General features: G+C 41.5%; 11 protein-coding genes and 3 rRNA genes. 10 read left to right on the forward strand and 4 right to left on the reverse strand.

What is annotated here, in order from left to right; translation table 11 throughout:
• Positions 1-70: 70 nt before the first annotated feature.
• Complete coding sequence (locus HMPREF9706_RS08750; RefSeq protein WP_006909016.1) at positions 71-913, reverse strand: DegV family protein; 843 nt, start codon at positions 911-913, stop codon at positions 71-73.
• A gap of 143 nt (positions 914-1,056) precedes the next feature.
• Here HMPREF9706_RS08750 and HMPREF9706_RS08755 point away from each other — a divergent pair, with 143 nt between their 5' ends.
• From HMPREF9706_RS08755 to HMPREF9706_RS08770, 4 genes are all read left to right on the forward strand, one after another.
• Positions 1,057-1,677 (forward strand): CDP-alcohol phosphatidyltransferase family protein, encoded by a 621-nt coding sequence (locus tag HMPREF9706_RS08755; RefSeq protein WP_006909017.1) that lies wholly within the window; start codon positions 1,057-1,059, stop codon positions 1,675-1,677.
• Between the two features lie 456 nt (positions 1,678-2,133).
• Positions 2,134-2,841, forward strand: a complete 708-nt coding sequence (locus tag HMPREF9706_RS08760; RefSeq protein WP_006909018.1) for a YutD family protein — start codon at positions 2,134-2,136, stop codon at positions 2,839-2,841.
• Between the two features lie 14 nt (positions 2,842-2,855).
• Positions 2,856-3,632: an HAD-IIA family hydrolase gene (locus HMPREF9706_RS08765; RefSeq protein ID WP_006909019.1), complete on the forward strand. Its 777-nt coding sequence runs from the start codon at positions 2,856-2,858 to the stop codon at positions 3,630-3,632.
• On the forward strand, positions 3,629-4,261 hold the full coding sequence (locus HMPREF9706_RS08770; protein WP_006909020.1) for a TIGR01906 family membrane protein: 633 nt from the start codon (positions 3,629-3,631) through the stop codon (positions 4,259-4,261). The genes HMPREF9706_RS08765 and HMPREF9706_RS08770 overlap by 4 nt, the downstream gene beginning before the upstream one ends.
• Before the next feature lie 122 nt (positions 4,262-4,383).
• On the opposite strand, the gene HMPREF9706_RS08775 is transcribed toward HMPREF9706_RS08770, so the two are convergent.
• From HMPREF9706_RS08775 to HMPREF9706_RS08785, 3 genes are read right to left on the reverse strand one after another with little or no spacing between them, the layout of a single operon-like run.
• Positions 4,384-4,887, reverse strand: a complete 504-nt coding sequence (locus HMPREF9706_RS08775; protein WP_006909021.1) for a phosphatidylglycerophosphatase A family protein — start codon at positions 4,885-4,887, stop codon at positions 4,384-4,386.
• Positions 4,871-5,884, reverse strand: a complete 1,014-nt coding sequence (locus tag HMPREF9706_RS08780; RefSeq protein ID WP_006909022.1) for an NAD(P)/FAD-dependent oxidoreductase — start codon at positions 5,882-5,884, stop codon at positions 4,871-4,873. The genes HMPREF9706_RS08775 and HMPREF9706_RS08780 overlap by 17 nt, the downstream gene beginning before the upstream one ends.
• Positions 5,885-5,895: 11 nt before the next feature.
• Complete coding sequence (locus HMPREF9706_RS08785; protein ID WP_006909023.1) at positions 5,896-6,402, reverse strand: divergent PAP2 family protein; 507 nt, start codon at positions 6,400-6,402, stop codon at positions 5,896-5,898.
• A 128-nt stretch (positions 6,403-6,530) separates the two neighbouring features.
• Here HMPREF9706_RS08785 and HMPREF9706_RS08790 point away from each other — a divergent pair, with 128 nt between their 5' ends.
• The 6 genes from HMPREF9706_RS08790 to rrf all read left to right on the forward strand — a co-directional run bounded on the left by HMPREF9706_RS08790 (position 6,531) and on the right by rrf (position 14,246).
• Positions 6,531-7,124 carry a peptidylprolyl isomerase gene (locus HMPREF9706_RS08790; RefSeq protein ID WP_006909024.1) on the forward strand — a complete coding sequence of 198 codons (594 nt, stop codon included), beginning with the start codon at positions 6,531-6,533 and terminating at the stop codon, positions 7,122-7,124.
• Positions 7,125-7,139: 15 nt separating this feature from the next.
• A complete protein-coding gene (locus HMPREF9706_RS08795) occupies positions 7,140-7,541 on the forward strand; it encodes a CvfD/Ygs/GSP13 family RNA-binding post-transcriptional regulator (RefSeq protein WP_006909025.1) in 402 nt (133 codons plus the stop codon).
• A 10-nt stretch (positions 7,542-7,551) separates the two neighbouring features.
• Positions 7,552-8,892 carry a glucose-6-phosphate isomerase gene (locus HMPREF9706_RS08800; RefSeq protein WP_006909026.1) on the forward strand — a complete coding sequence of 447 codons (1,341 nt, stop codon included), beginning with the start codon at positions 7,552-7,554 and terminating at the stop codon, positions 8,890-8,892.
• Between the two features lie 463 nt (positions 8,893-9,355).
• Positions 9,356-10,905, forward strand: a 16S ribosomal RNA gene (locus HMPREF9706_RS08805).
• A 273-nt stretch (positions 10,906-11,178) separates the two neighbouring features.
• Positions 11,179-14,056, forward strand: a 23S ribosomal RNA gene (locus HMPREF9706_RS08810).
• A gap of 74 nt (positions 14,057-14,130) precedes the next feature.
• A 5S ribosomal RNA gene (gene rrf / locus HMPREF9706_RS08815) occupies positions 14,131-14,246 on the forward strand.
• The 16S, 23S and 5S rRNA genes sit together here, the layout of an rRNA operon.
• The last annotated feature ends 16 nt before the right edge of the window (positions 14,247-14,262 follow it).

A 14,262-nucleotide genomic window follows, 5' to 3' on the forward strand; every position in this document is an offset into this window, starting at 1 on the left:
AATATAAGAAATGTTAAAGAGGCCAACATCATAAAAGATGCGGCCTCTTTAATTTTTAATATTATTCAAATTATTGATGATAGCCAATGATTAAGCCCTTATCTTGGGCATAAAAAGAGCATAAACCAGAACAAGGAAGGATAAGAAGTTCCGTTTGAGGGTAAATTTCACGGATAAGATTGGCTAACTCTTCGGCAGCAGTATGATTTTGTACATGACTAATGACTACTTGTCCGCCATTAAAACCACTCTTTTCCATTTCACGGATCAACGCTTTGTAGGCGCGCTTAATCCCCTTTGTCTTTTGGGCTAATTCGATAGTGCCTTCAGGACTTCTTTTTCCAATAAGTCGAATTCCTAGAAGGCCAATCATTTGTCCAATAATTTTAGAAACTCGTCCATTTTTAACTAAAGAATCCACTGATTCTAATAAGAAGTTGACCTTGGTTTTTTCATGGAAGTGATTAATTTCAGAAATGACTGTTTCAAAAGAATGGTTTGCTTGAATGAGTTCAATAGCTTTTAAGATCAATAAGTCGATTTCAGCACCAGCAGAACGAGAGTCAATTATCTGAATGTTCTGCTTAGGGTTTTCTTCCAAGACAAGGTCTTTTGCGAGACTGGCCGAGTTGTACGATCCTGAAATCTGAGAAGATAGCGTGAAACAAAGTATATTTTCAGCATCTTTGAAGGCTTGTACATAAGAGTCAGGAGCGGGGCAAGCAGTTGTTGATGCGGATTGGCTCTGGGTCATCGTTTGGATCATTTCGGAAATGTCTAAATCAGTAGTATCGTGATAGATTTGATGATCGATATTTAAAATTAAAGGAACGACTTCGAAGGAAATATCCGAAGTGATATCGGAGATTGAACGAAAGTCTGATCCCGAGTCGGTAATAATTTTCCAAGTCATATATCTTCGTCCTTATCTATAGTGTGTTTTATTTTAGTATAGCGAATACAGAGCGGACATGCAATTTTTTAAACTTATTAGAAAATACTTGCTAGTTGAACAATTAGTTCGTACAATATGAGTAATGAAAGGGGAAGGACACCATGCTTGTAAGATTTTATCGTTCAAATTTAGTCTATTTAATTCGATTGGTATTTGCAATTGTTGGAGTGGGTTTCGCTTATATCCATCAAGTTGAATATGCTAATATTTCGTTATTGGTTTGTACAATTTTAAAGGTATTTTCAATGGATATTGCTAATCAATTTGATGCCTCAGAAGAAGCTTTATCTTTAGGGTTAGAGATTGAGGTCCAATCGGATTTTGTGGCTTTTGGCTTGCTGCCAGTTGCCTTATTGTTAAGCACTTCAGGTGGACAGACTTGGAGTATCTTTATTTTAACCCTTTATCTTCTAGCGGTTAGTTTACGTTTGGCACATTTTAATAGACCCGAGGTATTTCAAGGAGACGCTGTCGAGATAGAGGGATATTATTTAGGATTACCCTTAATTTCTGCAGGGGTGATTGTACCTTTTGTTTTATTATTAGCAGCTTTTTTAAGTCGTGAACTTCAAGCAGCTTTATTAGGAATTGTACTGGTTGTTTTAGCTGGTTTTTATCTAGTTAAACGTCCGGTTCAGCAGCTATCTAAAGAATATTTACGGTACGGCATCTTTGTGTTAATTGGTATGATAGTGTTATTTCTGTTGATGGCTGTATTCTAAGAAAAGACCAAGGCTGTGGTAGGAGTGTCACAGCCTTTTTACTTGGTTGCCAATTTAATAGCAGCATTCCTAATGTATGATTCGATACCAGCAAATCTTGATTATTTATTTAGAGCCTTTTTGGCATAAATAGATGGATCATGAACGATAGAATGTATAATTATTTTATAGTCTTTTGATGGACAGGTAAGTCTGAATAGGGGTTATAATTTTACTTTTTTGAGCCCTTTAGAAAATAGGTATCGGTTATACGGGATCACTTATTGACGGTTCTTAAAGCTTCCTGATTCAATCCTATTGTTTAGAGAGAATTTTGGGCAGTTGAATGATGGTCATATGGATGCAGACATTCACATTTATAATTAGCCATGGTCGAGAAATTAAGGTATTATTTGAAAGAGTATAGAGTAAAAACGTTTTTGACCATAGAAACGATGTTGATTTAAGGAGGAAATAATGCGAGATAAAGACTTTAAAAAGATTGAAGTAGACTTGGATCATTTCTTTGAAGAACAAGTTCAAAAGGATGCAAACTTATTGGAACCTAGTAAATCTATTCACGCGTTGGATAACGATCGGGTTTTATTAAATGAAGAGTTATATGTTATAGTCCTAGATCAAAAAGAAGCCTATCATTTTGATGATTTTAGTCGACGTTACCAAGACTACTTTTCTAAATTTGATTTTATCCTAGGGGATTGGGCATTCGGGCAGCTGCGTTTGAGAGGCTTTTATCAAATAGGAACACCAAATGTTGTTAGTGATCAACTTATTGATAGTTTAGACGATTACATCAAGGAATATTGTAATTTTGGGAGCAAGTATTTTTTATTAGCTAAACAAACAGCTTTGGATGAATATCCTGAGCGACTTGAAGCTCTTTTTGCAGGAAAATTGACTGTTAAGGAAGCTCCTTCGGGTCATCGACGTACAAATCGGAATCGACATGCTACCACTTCTATCAATTTTGATAGAGTATCTGTTAATCCTAAGACTCGTCGTAAAAATAAAAATAGTTCTTCTACCAGTCCGAGTGAAAAGCACACTGATTTTAAAATAAGTGTGCACACTCATAAAAGGGCAGCAAAAGAAAATTCACGGGTGCAAGCTACGAAAGAGAAAAAGTCGTTCACCATTCACCATCATAATAAGGGGAAGCGTTAGTAAAGGAAGACTCGATGAAAACGTATCAAGGTTATATTTTGGATTTAGATGGCACAACTTATGTAGGAAGTAATCGCTTGCCCTTGTCCGAACAATTTATCCATTATTTAGATAGGTCTAAGCGCCAGTATTTATTTATGACAAATAATGCAACGCGTCCTGTCTCGACAATTTATAATCAACTAAAAGTTGATTTACAATTACCCGTTGAAATCTCTCAAATTTATACTTCAGCAGTCGCGGCTATTGAATATCTTCAAGAGAATTATGAGAGATCCAGTAGGGTTTTTGTTTTAGGGGAAGATTTTTTAAAAGCCGAAGTTCAAAAAGCCGGTTATGCTGTTACTGATTCAAATCAGGCGCAAGTGGTACTACAGGCCCTAGATCGTCATTTAAACTATCAACGATTGACTCTTGCCTGTCAATGCTTATTGAATGGGGCTGATTTTATTGTCACGAATCGGGATCGACTTATACCAACCGAGCTTGGATTGGCACCTAGTTCAGGTGCAATTACTCGTTTTTTGATGGAGGCAAGTGAAAAAGACCCTTTTCTTATTGGAAAGCCTTCACCTTCGATTGTTGAATCGGCGGTGCGACGCATGAACTTAAACAAAGATCAAGTGTTAATGATTGGTGATAATTATCAAACAGACATTCAAGCGGGGCATTTGGCTGGGGTTGATACTTGTTTGGTCTTGACTGGAGTGACAGCGAAAGAAGATGTGTCAAACTTCAGCTATCAACCAAGCTATATTATTAATGACTTAGGAGAGTTGATTGGTTCATGAAACAAATAACACAAAATTTTTTTATGATGTTGCACTTTGTGCTATTTAGTCTTTCATTAGCGATTTGTTTAGTCTTTCTTTTTTCGTCGTTTTTATATGCGTTTTTTTTGAAATTTACTCAGTTGCCACAAATGCTGGGTTTGAGTGAGCAACAAATCTTGGTTAATTTTAATGCTTTGATCGAATATATCCTAAATCCTAAAACAAGCAAGTTATCCCTGCCAGATTTTTCTTTTTCCCAGGGTGGATTACAACATTTTATTGATGTTAAGCTTCGTGTTCAAATCCTTTTTTTAATAATGATGATTTTATTAGTAGTCAGCATCTATCTGTGCTTTAAAATCCGTTTGCGAAAAAGGAAAATACCTGGGATATCTTTATTTTTTAAGGGAGGGTATTTGTTGCCTTTAGTGGTATTGTTTATTGCTGTTTTTGCATTTGAACCTCTGTTTGTAACATTTCATCAGATTTTCTTTAATAATCAGTTATGGTTATTTGATCCTTTAACAGATCCGGTTATCAATATGTTGCCGCAATCGCTCTTCTTATATTTTTTGATTTGGATTATTTTATTCTATGAGATTATTATGATGTTTATTCAGTTTATTCTACGGAAGAAAATTAAATAGCGAGTATAGGGCATGCTAGAAAGAGACATATTAGCAGATTTTAAGACATAAGAAAATCTAAATGAAAGAGGCTGGGACCAAATGGTCTCAGCCTCTTCATTTTTACTAACTGGAAGATCAGATTAATGATGACTACTGTGGGCTATTCGGCTAGCAGCAGCTGCAGCTAATGCTCCTACAATATCATCAATAAAGGTATTGCAGCGAGTTTCCTTCTCATCATTTAATTTTCCGATAATTCCAGGTTTCAGTTTATCAACATAACCGAAGTTAGTTAGTCCAATTGAGCCATAGACATTGACAATAGATAAGATAAGAATTTCATCGATTCCATATAGGGATTCGTCGCGCATCAGCATATCAGATAGAACTGGAGAGAGATGACCATTTTCAGCGGCAATATCTAACTCAATCCCAGTGATAACGGCATTTTGCACCTCTCTCTTTTCTAATACAGCTTCAATATTTTCCTTGCAACGATCTAAGGTTAGGTCGTCGACATAGTCTTTTTGTAGTTGAAAGACTATATCGGCAATATCATCAATCGTAACTCCGCGAACATTTAGCAAATAGTAGGCTTGTTTTTTTAATAAATCTTCATTCATCATATTATGAGTTTGTGTCATGATAAGCTCCTTCAAAAATTGAACTAGAATGGATCGGTAAAATTGGTTTATCAGGATTAATGCGTTGTAGGGCGTAATGTACAGCGAGAGGGGCTTCACCAAAGCCACTTGCAATAATTCGAACTTTTCCTGGGTACTGGGCAATATCGCCAATAGCAAACACACCAGGTAATTTTGTTTCAAGATGGCTATCTACCAGAATTTGATTTCTATCAAATTCGAGGGGCCAATTTTTAATAGGCCCAATGGATGAAGTAAAACCATAATTAACGATTAAGTGATCAACCTCAAGTGTTACTTCATCCGTCCCTTTTACTTTGGTTAAGTTAAGGGTAGGTAGGCCCTGTTGGCTAGTGTGAATGCTTTTTAATAGATAGGGTGTGACAAGTTCGACAGAAGATTGTTCAACTAAAGTAACCGTATGTTCCATCGCTCGAAATTGCGGTCGTCGATGAATTAGATAGATTTTTTTACAGATAGGTTCTAAGCTTAAGGCCCAGTCAAGGGCAGAATCGCCACCACCACAGATGGCAATGGTTTGGTCTTTAAAGAAATAGGGGTCCTGTACTAGGTAATGGAGTGATTTTCCTTCAAAGTTAGCTGCTTCTTCTAGGTCTAATTTTCGTGGTTGGAAGGCGCCGTTTCCAGCTGCAATAATGATGGTTCGGCTGAGATGATTTTGTTTAGGGGTTTGTAATTGATAAAGATTAGACTCGATTTGTTCAATGGATTGAACCTCTTCGCCTAAACAAAAACACGTATCGAAATGATCAAGTTGTTGTAGAAGCTTTTCGCCTAAGTCCTTACCTTTAATTGCAGGATAGGCAGGAATGTCATAAATTATTTTTTCACCATAAAGAAAACTGGGTTGGCCACCAACTCCTTCCAAGGAATCGATCACTTTTACCTTGGCGTTTCGCATCTGAGCATAAAAAGCTGTAAACAATCCAACGGGTCCTGCTCCGATAATTGTTATATCAAAAATTTCTTGCTTCAAATAGATTCCTCCTAATTAAATTTGAAATAGATTAATTGCAGAATTAAGGCAACGAAGCCGCCAGTAATGATCCCCGCAAAGACTTCGGTCGGTTTATGACCTTTATATTTAGTAATGACTAAGTCCTCATAATCATCAATATTTTTGTTTATTGATTGATCTGTTAAGGCTTTTTGTAGGATTTGATCGGGGCTCAATTTTGATTGATTAGCTATATACATTAGGAGTTGGTTAATGACTACTCCTAGTTCACCACTTTGCCGGCGAACTCCCATAGAGTCAAACATGACGATAACCCCGAAGATAGTGGCGATCGCCACGAAAGGTGACGAGAAGCCTTCTTGAAAAATTAAGGAAGCAATCAAACTAGCAACTGCAGCTGAGTGAGAGGAAGGCATTCCTCCTGTTGAAGTAACGATATTTATACTTGGCGATTTACGGGAAAAATAAGCAATCGGTAGTTTAATTGCTTGGGCAAAGAAAATAGCAGTGATCGCTGAAATTAATGGATAGTTCATAAGCTAGCCCCTTCTATCAAATATATTCATTATCTATCATATCAAAAACTCACGGCTTTAACTATAAATTAGTTTTTATTTGCGGTAGAATAAGAGAGATATTAAAAGATATGAAGGAGTGGGTGGCAATGAAAAAATATCCACAGATTAATAAAGAAGAACGTCAAGACTTACCAAGAGTGATAATGGAAACTAATAAAGGAAAGATAAAAATTGTTTTATTTCCTAAACATGCTCCTAAAACAGTTGAAAATTTTTTAGGTTTAATAGAGAAAGGCTATTATGATGATGTAGTATTTCACCGAGTGATCAAGGATTTTATGATTCAAGGGGGAGACCCTACTGCGAGTGGTATGGGTGGAGAGAGCCTCTGGGGAGAGCCCTTTGAAGATGAATTTTCTGATGAATTATTCAATTTATATGGAGCTTTATCTATGGCTAATGCAGGCCCTAATACGAATGGAAGTCAATTCTTTATTGTATCTTGTCCTGAAGTCAATGAAGATATGCTGTCGCAAATGGTACTAGCTGGCTATGAGGAACCGATTATTGATGCTTATCAAGAGCTAGGGGGAACACCTTGGTTGGATCAGCGTCATACTGTGTTCGGGCAGGTAGAAGAAGGGATGGATGTGGTCTTAGAAATTCAAGAAGCCAAAACAAATGCTTTTGATCGACCCGAAGAAGATGTAGTGATCAAAAAGATTCAGCTTTTATCATAGAAAGGGGCTATATCGTTGCAAGCAACATCATTTAAAATTGGAGATATCATTGAAGGAGAGGTTACAGGAATTCAAAATTATGGCGTTTTTGTTAAGTTATCGGAAGAAGAACAGGGACTTGTTCATATCTCTGAGTGTAAACATGGTTTTATGGGGGATATTAATGAATTTGTAAAAATTGGTCAAAAAGTTAAGGTTATCATCATTGATATTGATGAATTTAATCAAAAAATCTCCTTATCAATGCGTGCTTTACATAAGTTGAATATTTCTCCATTTCCAGTAAGAAGAAAAAGAAAACGCCGCCCCTTACCCAATATTGGTTTTAAGACCTTGGCTGATAAAATGCCACAATGGATTGAGGAAGCAGTCGATTCAATTGATCACGATGAATTTAAGACAAAAATAAAGGTTTAGGAGGTTATCCATGACACATATTCAATATCATACACAGAGCATGCAACCATTTATCGAAGAGGTTGAGTTAGACCAGCTTGCTCCTTACGCCAAGCTGGCACTCCAGCAACTATTAACAAAGGATGGAGCGGGTAATGATTTTACGGATTGGGTTGATTGGCCCATTCAATATAATATAGAAGAGTTTAATCGAATTAAACAAGCTGCTCAGAAAATTCAGTCGGATTCGGAAGTCTTGATTGTTATCGGTATTGGAGGCTCTTATTTAGGAGCTAAAGCAGCTATCGATTTTTTAAATCATTCGTATTATAACCTACTAGCTAAAAGTAAATCATTACCACAAGTTTTTTTTGTTGGGAATCATTTATCATCCACACAAATACAAGACTTAATCGAAGTCATGGGTGACCGATCGTTTTCAATTAATGTAATCTCAAAATCAGGTACGACAACTGAACCAGCTATTGCCTTTAGAATATTTAAACAAAAACTAATTGCAAAATATGGAAAAGACGAAGCAAGAAATCGAATTTATGTAACGACGGATTCTAAAAAAGGAGCTTTAAAAAAAGAGGCTCAAGAGGAGGGGTATGAAACATTCACGATCCCAGATGGCATTGGTGGTCGTTTTACAGTCTTAACCCCCGTAGGATTACTACCGATAGCAGTGACGGGTGCAGATATTGATCGCTTGATGCAAGGGGCACAAGATGCTACAAACAAGTATCGGATGGATAACTATCATGAGAATTCAGCCATGCGCTATGCAATGATACGTAATTGTTTATATCGTAAGGGTAAGGATATTGAGATTTTAGTAAATAACGAACCAGCCTTGCAGCCTTTTGGAGAGTGGTGGAAACAACTATATGCGGAATCGGAAGGGAAGAATCATAGGGGATTATTCCCAATGACAGCAAATTTTACAACGGATCTTCATTCGATTGGGCAAATGATTCAAGAAGGAAAAAGAAATCTCTTTGAAACAGTATTAAGATTCTCAAATGTGCGAAAAGATATCAGTGTGCCAGAAATTGAAGAGGATCTAGATGGTTTAAAATATCTACAAGGTAGACAGGTCTCAGAAATTAATGAAAAAGCATTAGAAGGGACAGTTATAGCTCACCAAGACGGACAAACTCCGATAAGTATCTTAGAGATCGACAATATGAATGAAGAAGCTCTAGGAGAACTTATTATATTCTTTGAAATGGCTGTTGCCATATCCGGATATCTAAATGGAATAAATCCTTTTGATCAACCTGGTGTAGAAGCCTATAAGAAGAATATGTTTGCATTGTTAGGTAAGCCCGGGTATGAGGATTTACAGGCTCAACTGAAGCAAAAATAGTATTTAGCAAAATGAAGAAGTACAGGCAGCTGAGTAATCAGCTGCCTTTTTTTAAAATTATTAAATAAGTGTTGACTTTTATAACCAATCGGTATAAAATGATTTTTGTTGTTCGAACAAAGAACAATGCTTAAAAAAATAATTTTAAAAAAGCATTGACAAAACGGATGACAATATGATATATTAACACTTGTCCGGCAAAGGACATCCGATCGAAAGAAAAAAACATTAAAAAAGTTATAAAAAATGTTTGACAAAGAATCGATCGCGTGGTAATATATAGAAGTTGTCACTTGAGAGGGCAACGAAAGCTCATTGAAAACTGAATAAAGACAAACACCAAAATGTGTAAGGGTTCTGATTGAGAAATCAGATCAATTCAATCGAAATAAATTCGAGACACTGCAGACAAGCAGGATAAAAAACAGTCAGCAAAAAATCAAGAGTCAAGAGACTCATGAACTTTCATGAGAGTTTGATCCTGGCTCAGGACGAACGCTGGCGGCGTGCCTAATACATGCAAGTCGAACGAACGGAGCTAGGAACTTGTTCCCGGCAAAGTTAGTGGCGCACGGGTGAGTAACACGTGGAGAACCTACCCTTTTGCGGGGGATAACCATTGGAAACGATGACTAATACCGCATAGAATCGCAGATCGCATGATCAACGAAGGAAAGACGGCTTCGGCTGTCGCAAAAGGATGGCTCCGCGGTGCATTAGCTAGATGGTGGGGTAACGGCCTACCATGGCAATGATGCATAGCCGACCTGAGAGGGTGATCGGCCACATTGGGACTGAGACACGGCCCAAACTCCTACGGGAGGCAGCAGTAGGGAATCTTCCGCAATGGGCGCAAGCCTGACGGAGCAACGCCGCGTGTGTGAAGAAGGTCTTCGGATCGTAAAGCACTGTTGTTAGAGAAGAACGACCGCTAGAGTAACTGTTAGCGGAGTGACGGTATCTAACCAGAAAGCCACGGCTAACTACGTGCCAGCAGCCGCGGTAATACGTAGGTGGCAAGCGTTGTCCGGATTTATTGGGCGTAAAGGGAGCGCAGGCGGTGACTTAAGTCTGATGTGAAAGCCCACGGCTCAACCGTGGAGGGTCATTGGAAACTGGGTCACTTGAGTGCAGAAGAGGAAAGTGGAATTCCATGTGTAGCGGTGAAATGCGTAGATATATGGAGGAACACCAGTGGCGAAGGCGACTTTCTGGTCTGTAACTGACGCTGAGGCTCGAAAGCGTGGGGAGCAAACAGGATTAGATACCCTGGTAGTCCACGCCGTAAACGATGAGTGCTAAGTGTTGGAGGGTTTCCACCCTTCAGTGCTGGAGTTAACGCAATAAGCACTCCGCCTGGGGAGTACGGCCGCAAGGCTGAAACTCAAAGGAATTGACGGGGACCCGCACAAGCGGTGGAGCATGTGGTTTAATTCGAAGCAACGCGAAGAACCTTACCAGGTCTTGACATCTCTTGCATAGCCTAGAGATAGGTGAAGCCCTTCGGGGCAAGAAGACAGGTGGTGCATGGTTGTCGTCAGCTCGTGTCGTGAGATGTTGGGTTAAGTCCCGCAACGAGCGCAACCCTTATCACTAGTTGCCAGCATTCAGATGGGGACTCTAGTGAGACTGCCGGTGACAAACCGGAGGAAGGTGGGGATGACGTCAAATCATCATGCCCCTTATGACCTGGGCTACACACGTGCTACAATGGATGGTACAACGAGCAGCGAACTCGCAAGGGCAAGCGAATCTCTTAAAGCCATTCTCAGTTCGGATTGTTCTCTGCAACTCGAGAACATGAAGCCGGAATCGCTAGTAATCGCGGATCAGCACGCCGCGGTGAATACGTTCCCGGGTCTTGTACACACCGCCCGTCACACCACGAGAGTTTGTAACACCCGAAGCCGGTGGCCTAACTTTATGAGGGAGCCGTCGAAGGTGGGACAGATGATTGGGGTGAAGTCGTAACAAGGTAGCCGTATCGGAAGGTGCGGCTGGATCACCTCCTTTCTAAGGAGTAATGGAAGATAAGGAAGAGGCAACTCTGACCTTATCGGGAAAAATCCCAAAAGAACTTACACGGATTTGTCTTTATTTAGTTTTGAGTGAGCTTTAAAGCGAACTCAACTTGATCATTGAAAACTGAATAACACCAAACAAGATTGATCATTGACTCGGATGCGAGCAATGACAATCCATTATTTCTAAAAAGATATAATGAACCGAGAAATTGACCGAGTCTATAACGAAAGTTATAGAATAAAAAATAAGCGAAAATATTGTGGTTAAGCAATGAAGGGCGCACGGTGAATGCCTTGGCACTAGGAGCCGATGAAGGACGCGACGAACAGCGATATGCTTCGGGGAGCGGTAAGTACGCTAAGAACCGGAGATTTCCGAATGGGGGAACCCGATACGGATAGACCCGTATCACTCGAAAGAGAGGTAGACGCAGAGAACTGAAACATCTAAGTACCTGCAGGAAAAGAAAATAAGAATGATTCCCTAAGTAGCGGCGAGCGAACGGGGAAGAGCCCAAACCAACGTGCATGCACGTTGGGGTTGAAGGACTCCAGGAAAGACTGAAACACTTAGTCGAAGCCCATGGGAAGGGGCGGCGAAGCGGGTGAGACCCCCTTAGACGAAAAGTGAGACAGCTTAGGAGTATCCTGAGTACGGCGGGACACGAGAAATCCCGTCGGAATCCACCAGGACCATCTGGTAAGGCTAAATACTCCCTAGTGACCGATAGTGAACCAGTACCGTGAGGGAAAGGTGAAAAGCACCCCGGGAGGGGAGTGAAAGAGTACCTGAAACCGTGTGCTTACAAGTAGTCAGAGCCCGTTAAGGGGTGATGGCGTGCCTTTTGTAGAATGAACCGGCGAGTGACGATTTGTGGCGAGGTTAAGTTGAAGAAACGGAGCCGAAGCGAAAGCGAGTCTGAATAGGGCGAGAGTCAAAGGTCGTCGACCCGAAACCAGGTGACCTACCCATGTGCAGGTTGAAGGTGTGGTAAGACACACTGGAGGACCGAACTAGGACATGTTGAAAAATGTTTAGATGACGTGTGGGTAGCGGAGAAATTCCAATCGAACTTGGAGATAGCTGGTTCTCTCCGAAATATATTTAGGTATAGCCTCAGAGGATGAGAGATGGAGGTAGAGCACTGTTTGGACTAGGGGCCCACACGGGTTACTGAATCTAGATAAACTCCGAATGCCAACTTGTTAACTCTGGGAGTCAGACGGCGAGTGATAAGATCCGTCGTCGAAAGGGAAACAGCCCAGCCCACCAGCTAAGGTCCCAAAGTACTTGTTAAGTGGAAAAGGATGTGGGGTTGCATAGACAGCTAGGATGTTGGCTTAGAAGCAGCCATCATTGAAAGAGTGCGTAATAGCTCACTAGTCGAGTGACCCTGCGCCGAAAATGTACCGGGGCTAAACAAGACACCGAAGCTGTGGATTTACTTTAGAGTAAGTGGTAGGAGAGCGTTCTATGTGCGGCGAAGGGGTACCGTAAGGAGCCTTGGAGCGCATAGAAGTGAGAATGCCGGTATGAGTAGCGAAAGATGGGTGAGAATCCCATCCACCGATAGACTAAGGTTTCCAGGGGAAGGCTCGTCCGCCCTGGGTTAGTCGGGACCTAAGCAAAAGCCGAACGGCGTATGCGATGGATAACAGGTAGAGATTCCTGTACTTGGGAAGACGTTTGAGCAATGGAGGGACACAGGAGGTAAGTCCACGCAGGCGGATGGAAGAGCCTGTAGAAGCAGTGAGTGTGCGAGTGAGTCAAATGCTTAGTCGCAGAAAGCATGAGCTGTGACCTGGAGCGAAGTAAAAGTAGCGAAGGTGGATCATCAAACTGTCGAGAAAAGCTTCTAGCGAGTCGAACCAACCCGTACCGCAAACCGACACAGGTAGTCAAGTAGAGAATACTGAGGTGAGCGAGAGAACTCTCGTTAAGGAACTCGGCAAAATGACCCCGTAACTTCGGGAGAAGGGGTGCACACGCAAGTGTGCCGCAGTGAATAGGCCCAGGCGACTGTTTATCAAAAACACAGGTTTCTGCTAAATCGAAAGATGATGTATAGGAGCTGACGCCTGCCCGGTGCTGGAAGGTTAAGAGGAGTGCTTAGCTTCGGCGAAGGTACGAATTGAAGCCCCAGTAAACGGCGGCCGTAACTATAACGGTCCTAAGGTAGCGAAATTCCTTGTCGGGTAAGTTCCGACCCGCACGAAAGGCGTAACGATCTGGGCACTGTCTCAACGAGAGACTCGGTGAAATTATAGTACCGGTGAAGATGCCGGTTACCCGCGACAGGACGGAAAGACCCCATGGAGCTTGACTGTAGCTTGATATTGAGTGTTTGTGTGACATGTACAGGATAGGTAGGAGCTTAAGAATTGTGTACGCCAGTATGCAAGGAGGCGTTGGTGGGATACTACCCTTGTGATATGAACCCTCTAACTCGCGTGAAGAACACGGAAGACAGTGTCAGGTGGGCAGTTTGACTGGGGCGGTCGCCTCCTAAAGAGTAACGGAGGCGCCCAAAGGTTCCCTCAGAATGGTTGGAAATCATTCAAAGAGTGCAAAGGCAGAAGGGAGCTTGACTGCGAGACCAACAAGTCGAGCAGGGACGAAAGTCGGGCTTAGTGATCCGGTGGTACCGCATGGAAGGGCCATCGCTCAACGGATAAAAGCTACCCTGGGGATAACAGGCTTATCTCCCCCAAGAGTTCACATCGACGGGGAGGTTTGGCACCTCGATGTCGGCTCATCGCATCCTGGGGCTGAAGTCGGTCCCAAGGGTTGGGCTGTTCGCCCATTAAAGCGGTACGCGAGCTGGGTTCAGAACGTCGTGAGACAGTTCGGTCCCTATCCGTCGCGGGCGTAGGAAATTTGAGAAGAGCTGTCCTTAGTACGAGAGGACCGGGATGGACACACCGCTGGTGTACCAGTTGTTCCGCCAGGAGCATCGCTGGGTAGCTATGTGTGGGATGGATAACCGCTGAAAGCATCTAAGCGGGAAGCCAGCTTCGAGATGAGATTTCCCAATCGCAAGATTTAAGACCCCTGAGAGACGATCAGGTAGATAGGCTAGGAGTGGAAGTTCAGTGATGAATGGAGCGGACTAGTACTAATCGGTCGAGGACTTAACCAAGACAATTTCAAGGGAAGTAGGGTGTTATTTAGTTTTGAGTGATGAAGAATCGCTCAAGGTGAAAGAGGGCACAGTGTGGTGATGAGGGCAAGAAGGATACACCTGTAACCATGCCGAACACAGAAGTTAAGCTTCTTAGCGCCGATGGTAGTGGGGACTTTGTTCCTGTGAGAGTAGGTCGTTGCCACGCGTGCTCGTTCATCTAA

The organism is Facklamia hominis CCUG 36813, assembly GCF_000301035.1.
GTDB classification, from domain to species: Bacteria; Bacillota; Bacilli; order Lactobacillales; family Aerococcaceae; genus Facklamia; species Facklamia hominis.

What these genes read in the sequence shown, in the direction of transcription:
- HMPREF9706_RS08750 (WP_006909016.1), bottom strand. Translation starts at nt 913, where the DNA reads ATGACTTGGAAAATTATTACCGACTCGGGATCAGACTTTCGTTCAATC.
- HMPREF9706_RS08755 (WP_006909017.1), top strand. Translation starts at nt 1,057, where the DNA reads ATGCTTGTAAGATTTTATCGTTCAAATTTAGTCTATTTAATTCGATTG.
- HMPREF9706_RS08760 (WP_006909018.1), top strand. Translation starts at nt 2,134, where the DNA reads ATGCGAGATAAAGACTTTAAAAAGATTGAAGTAGACTTGGATCATTTC.
- HMPREF9706_RS08765 (WP_006909019.1), top strand. Translation starts at nt 2,856, where the DNA reads ATGAAAACGTATCAAGGTTATATTTTGGATTTAGATGGCACAACTTAT.
- HMPREF9706_RS08770 (WP_006909020.1), top strand. Translation starts at nt 3,629, where the DNA reads ATGAAACAAATAACACAAAATTTTTTTATGATGTTGCACTTTGTGCTA.
- HMPREF9706_RS08775 (WP_006909021.1), bottom strand. Translation starts at nt 4,887, where the DNA reads ATGACACAAACTCATAATATGATGAATGAAGATTTATTAAAAAAACAA.
- HMPREF9706_RS08785 (WP_006909023.1), bottom strand. Translation starts at nt 6,402, where the DNA reads ATGAACTATCCATTAATTTCAGCGATCACTGCTATTTTCTTTGCCCAA.
- HMPREF9706_RS08790 (WP_006909024.1), top strand. Translation starts at nt 6,531, where the DNA reads ATGAAAAAATATCCACAGATTAATAAAGAAGAACGTCAAGACTTACCA.
- HMPREF9706_RS08800 (WP_006909026.1), top strand. Translation starts at nt 7,552, where the DNA reads ATGACACATATTCAATATCATACACAGAGCATGCAACCATTTATCGAA.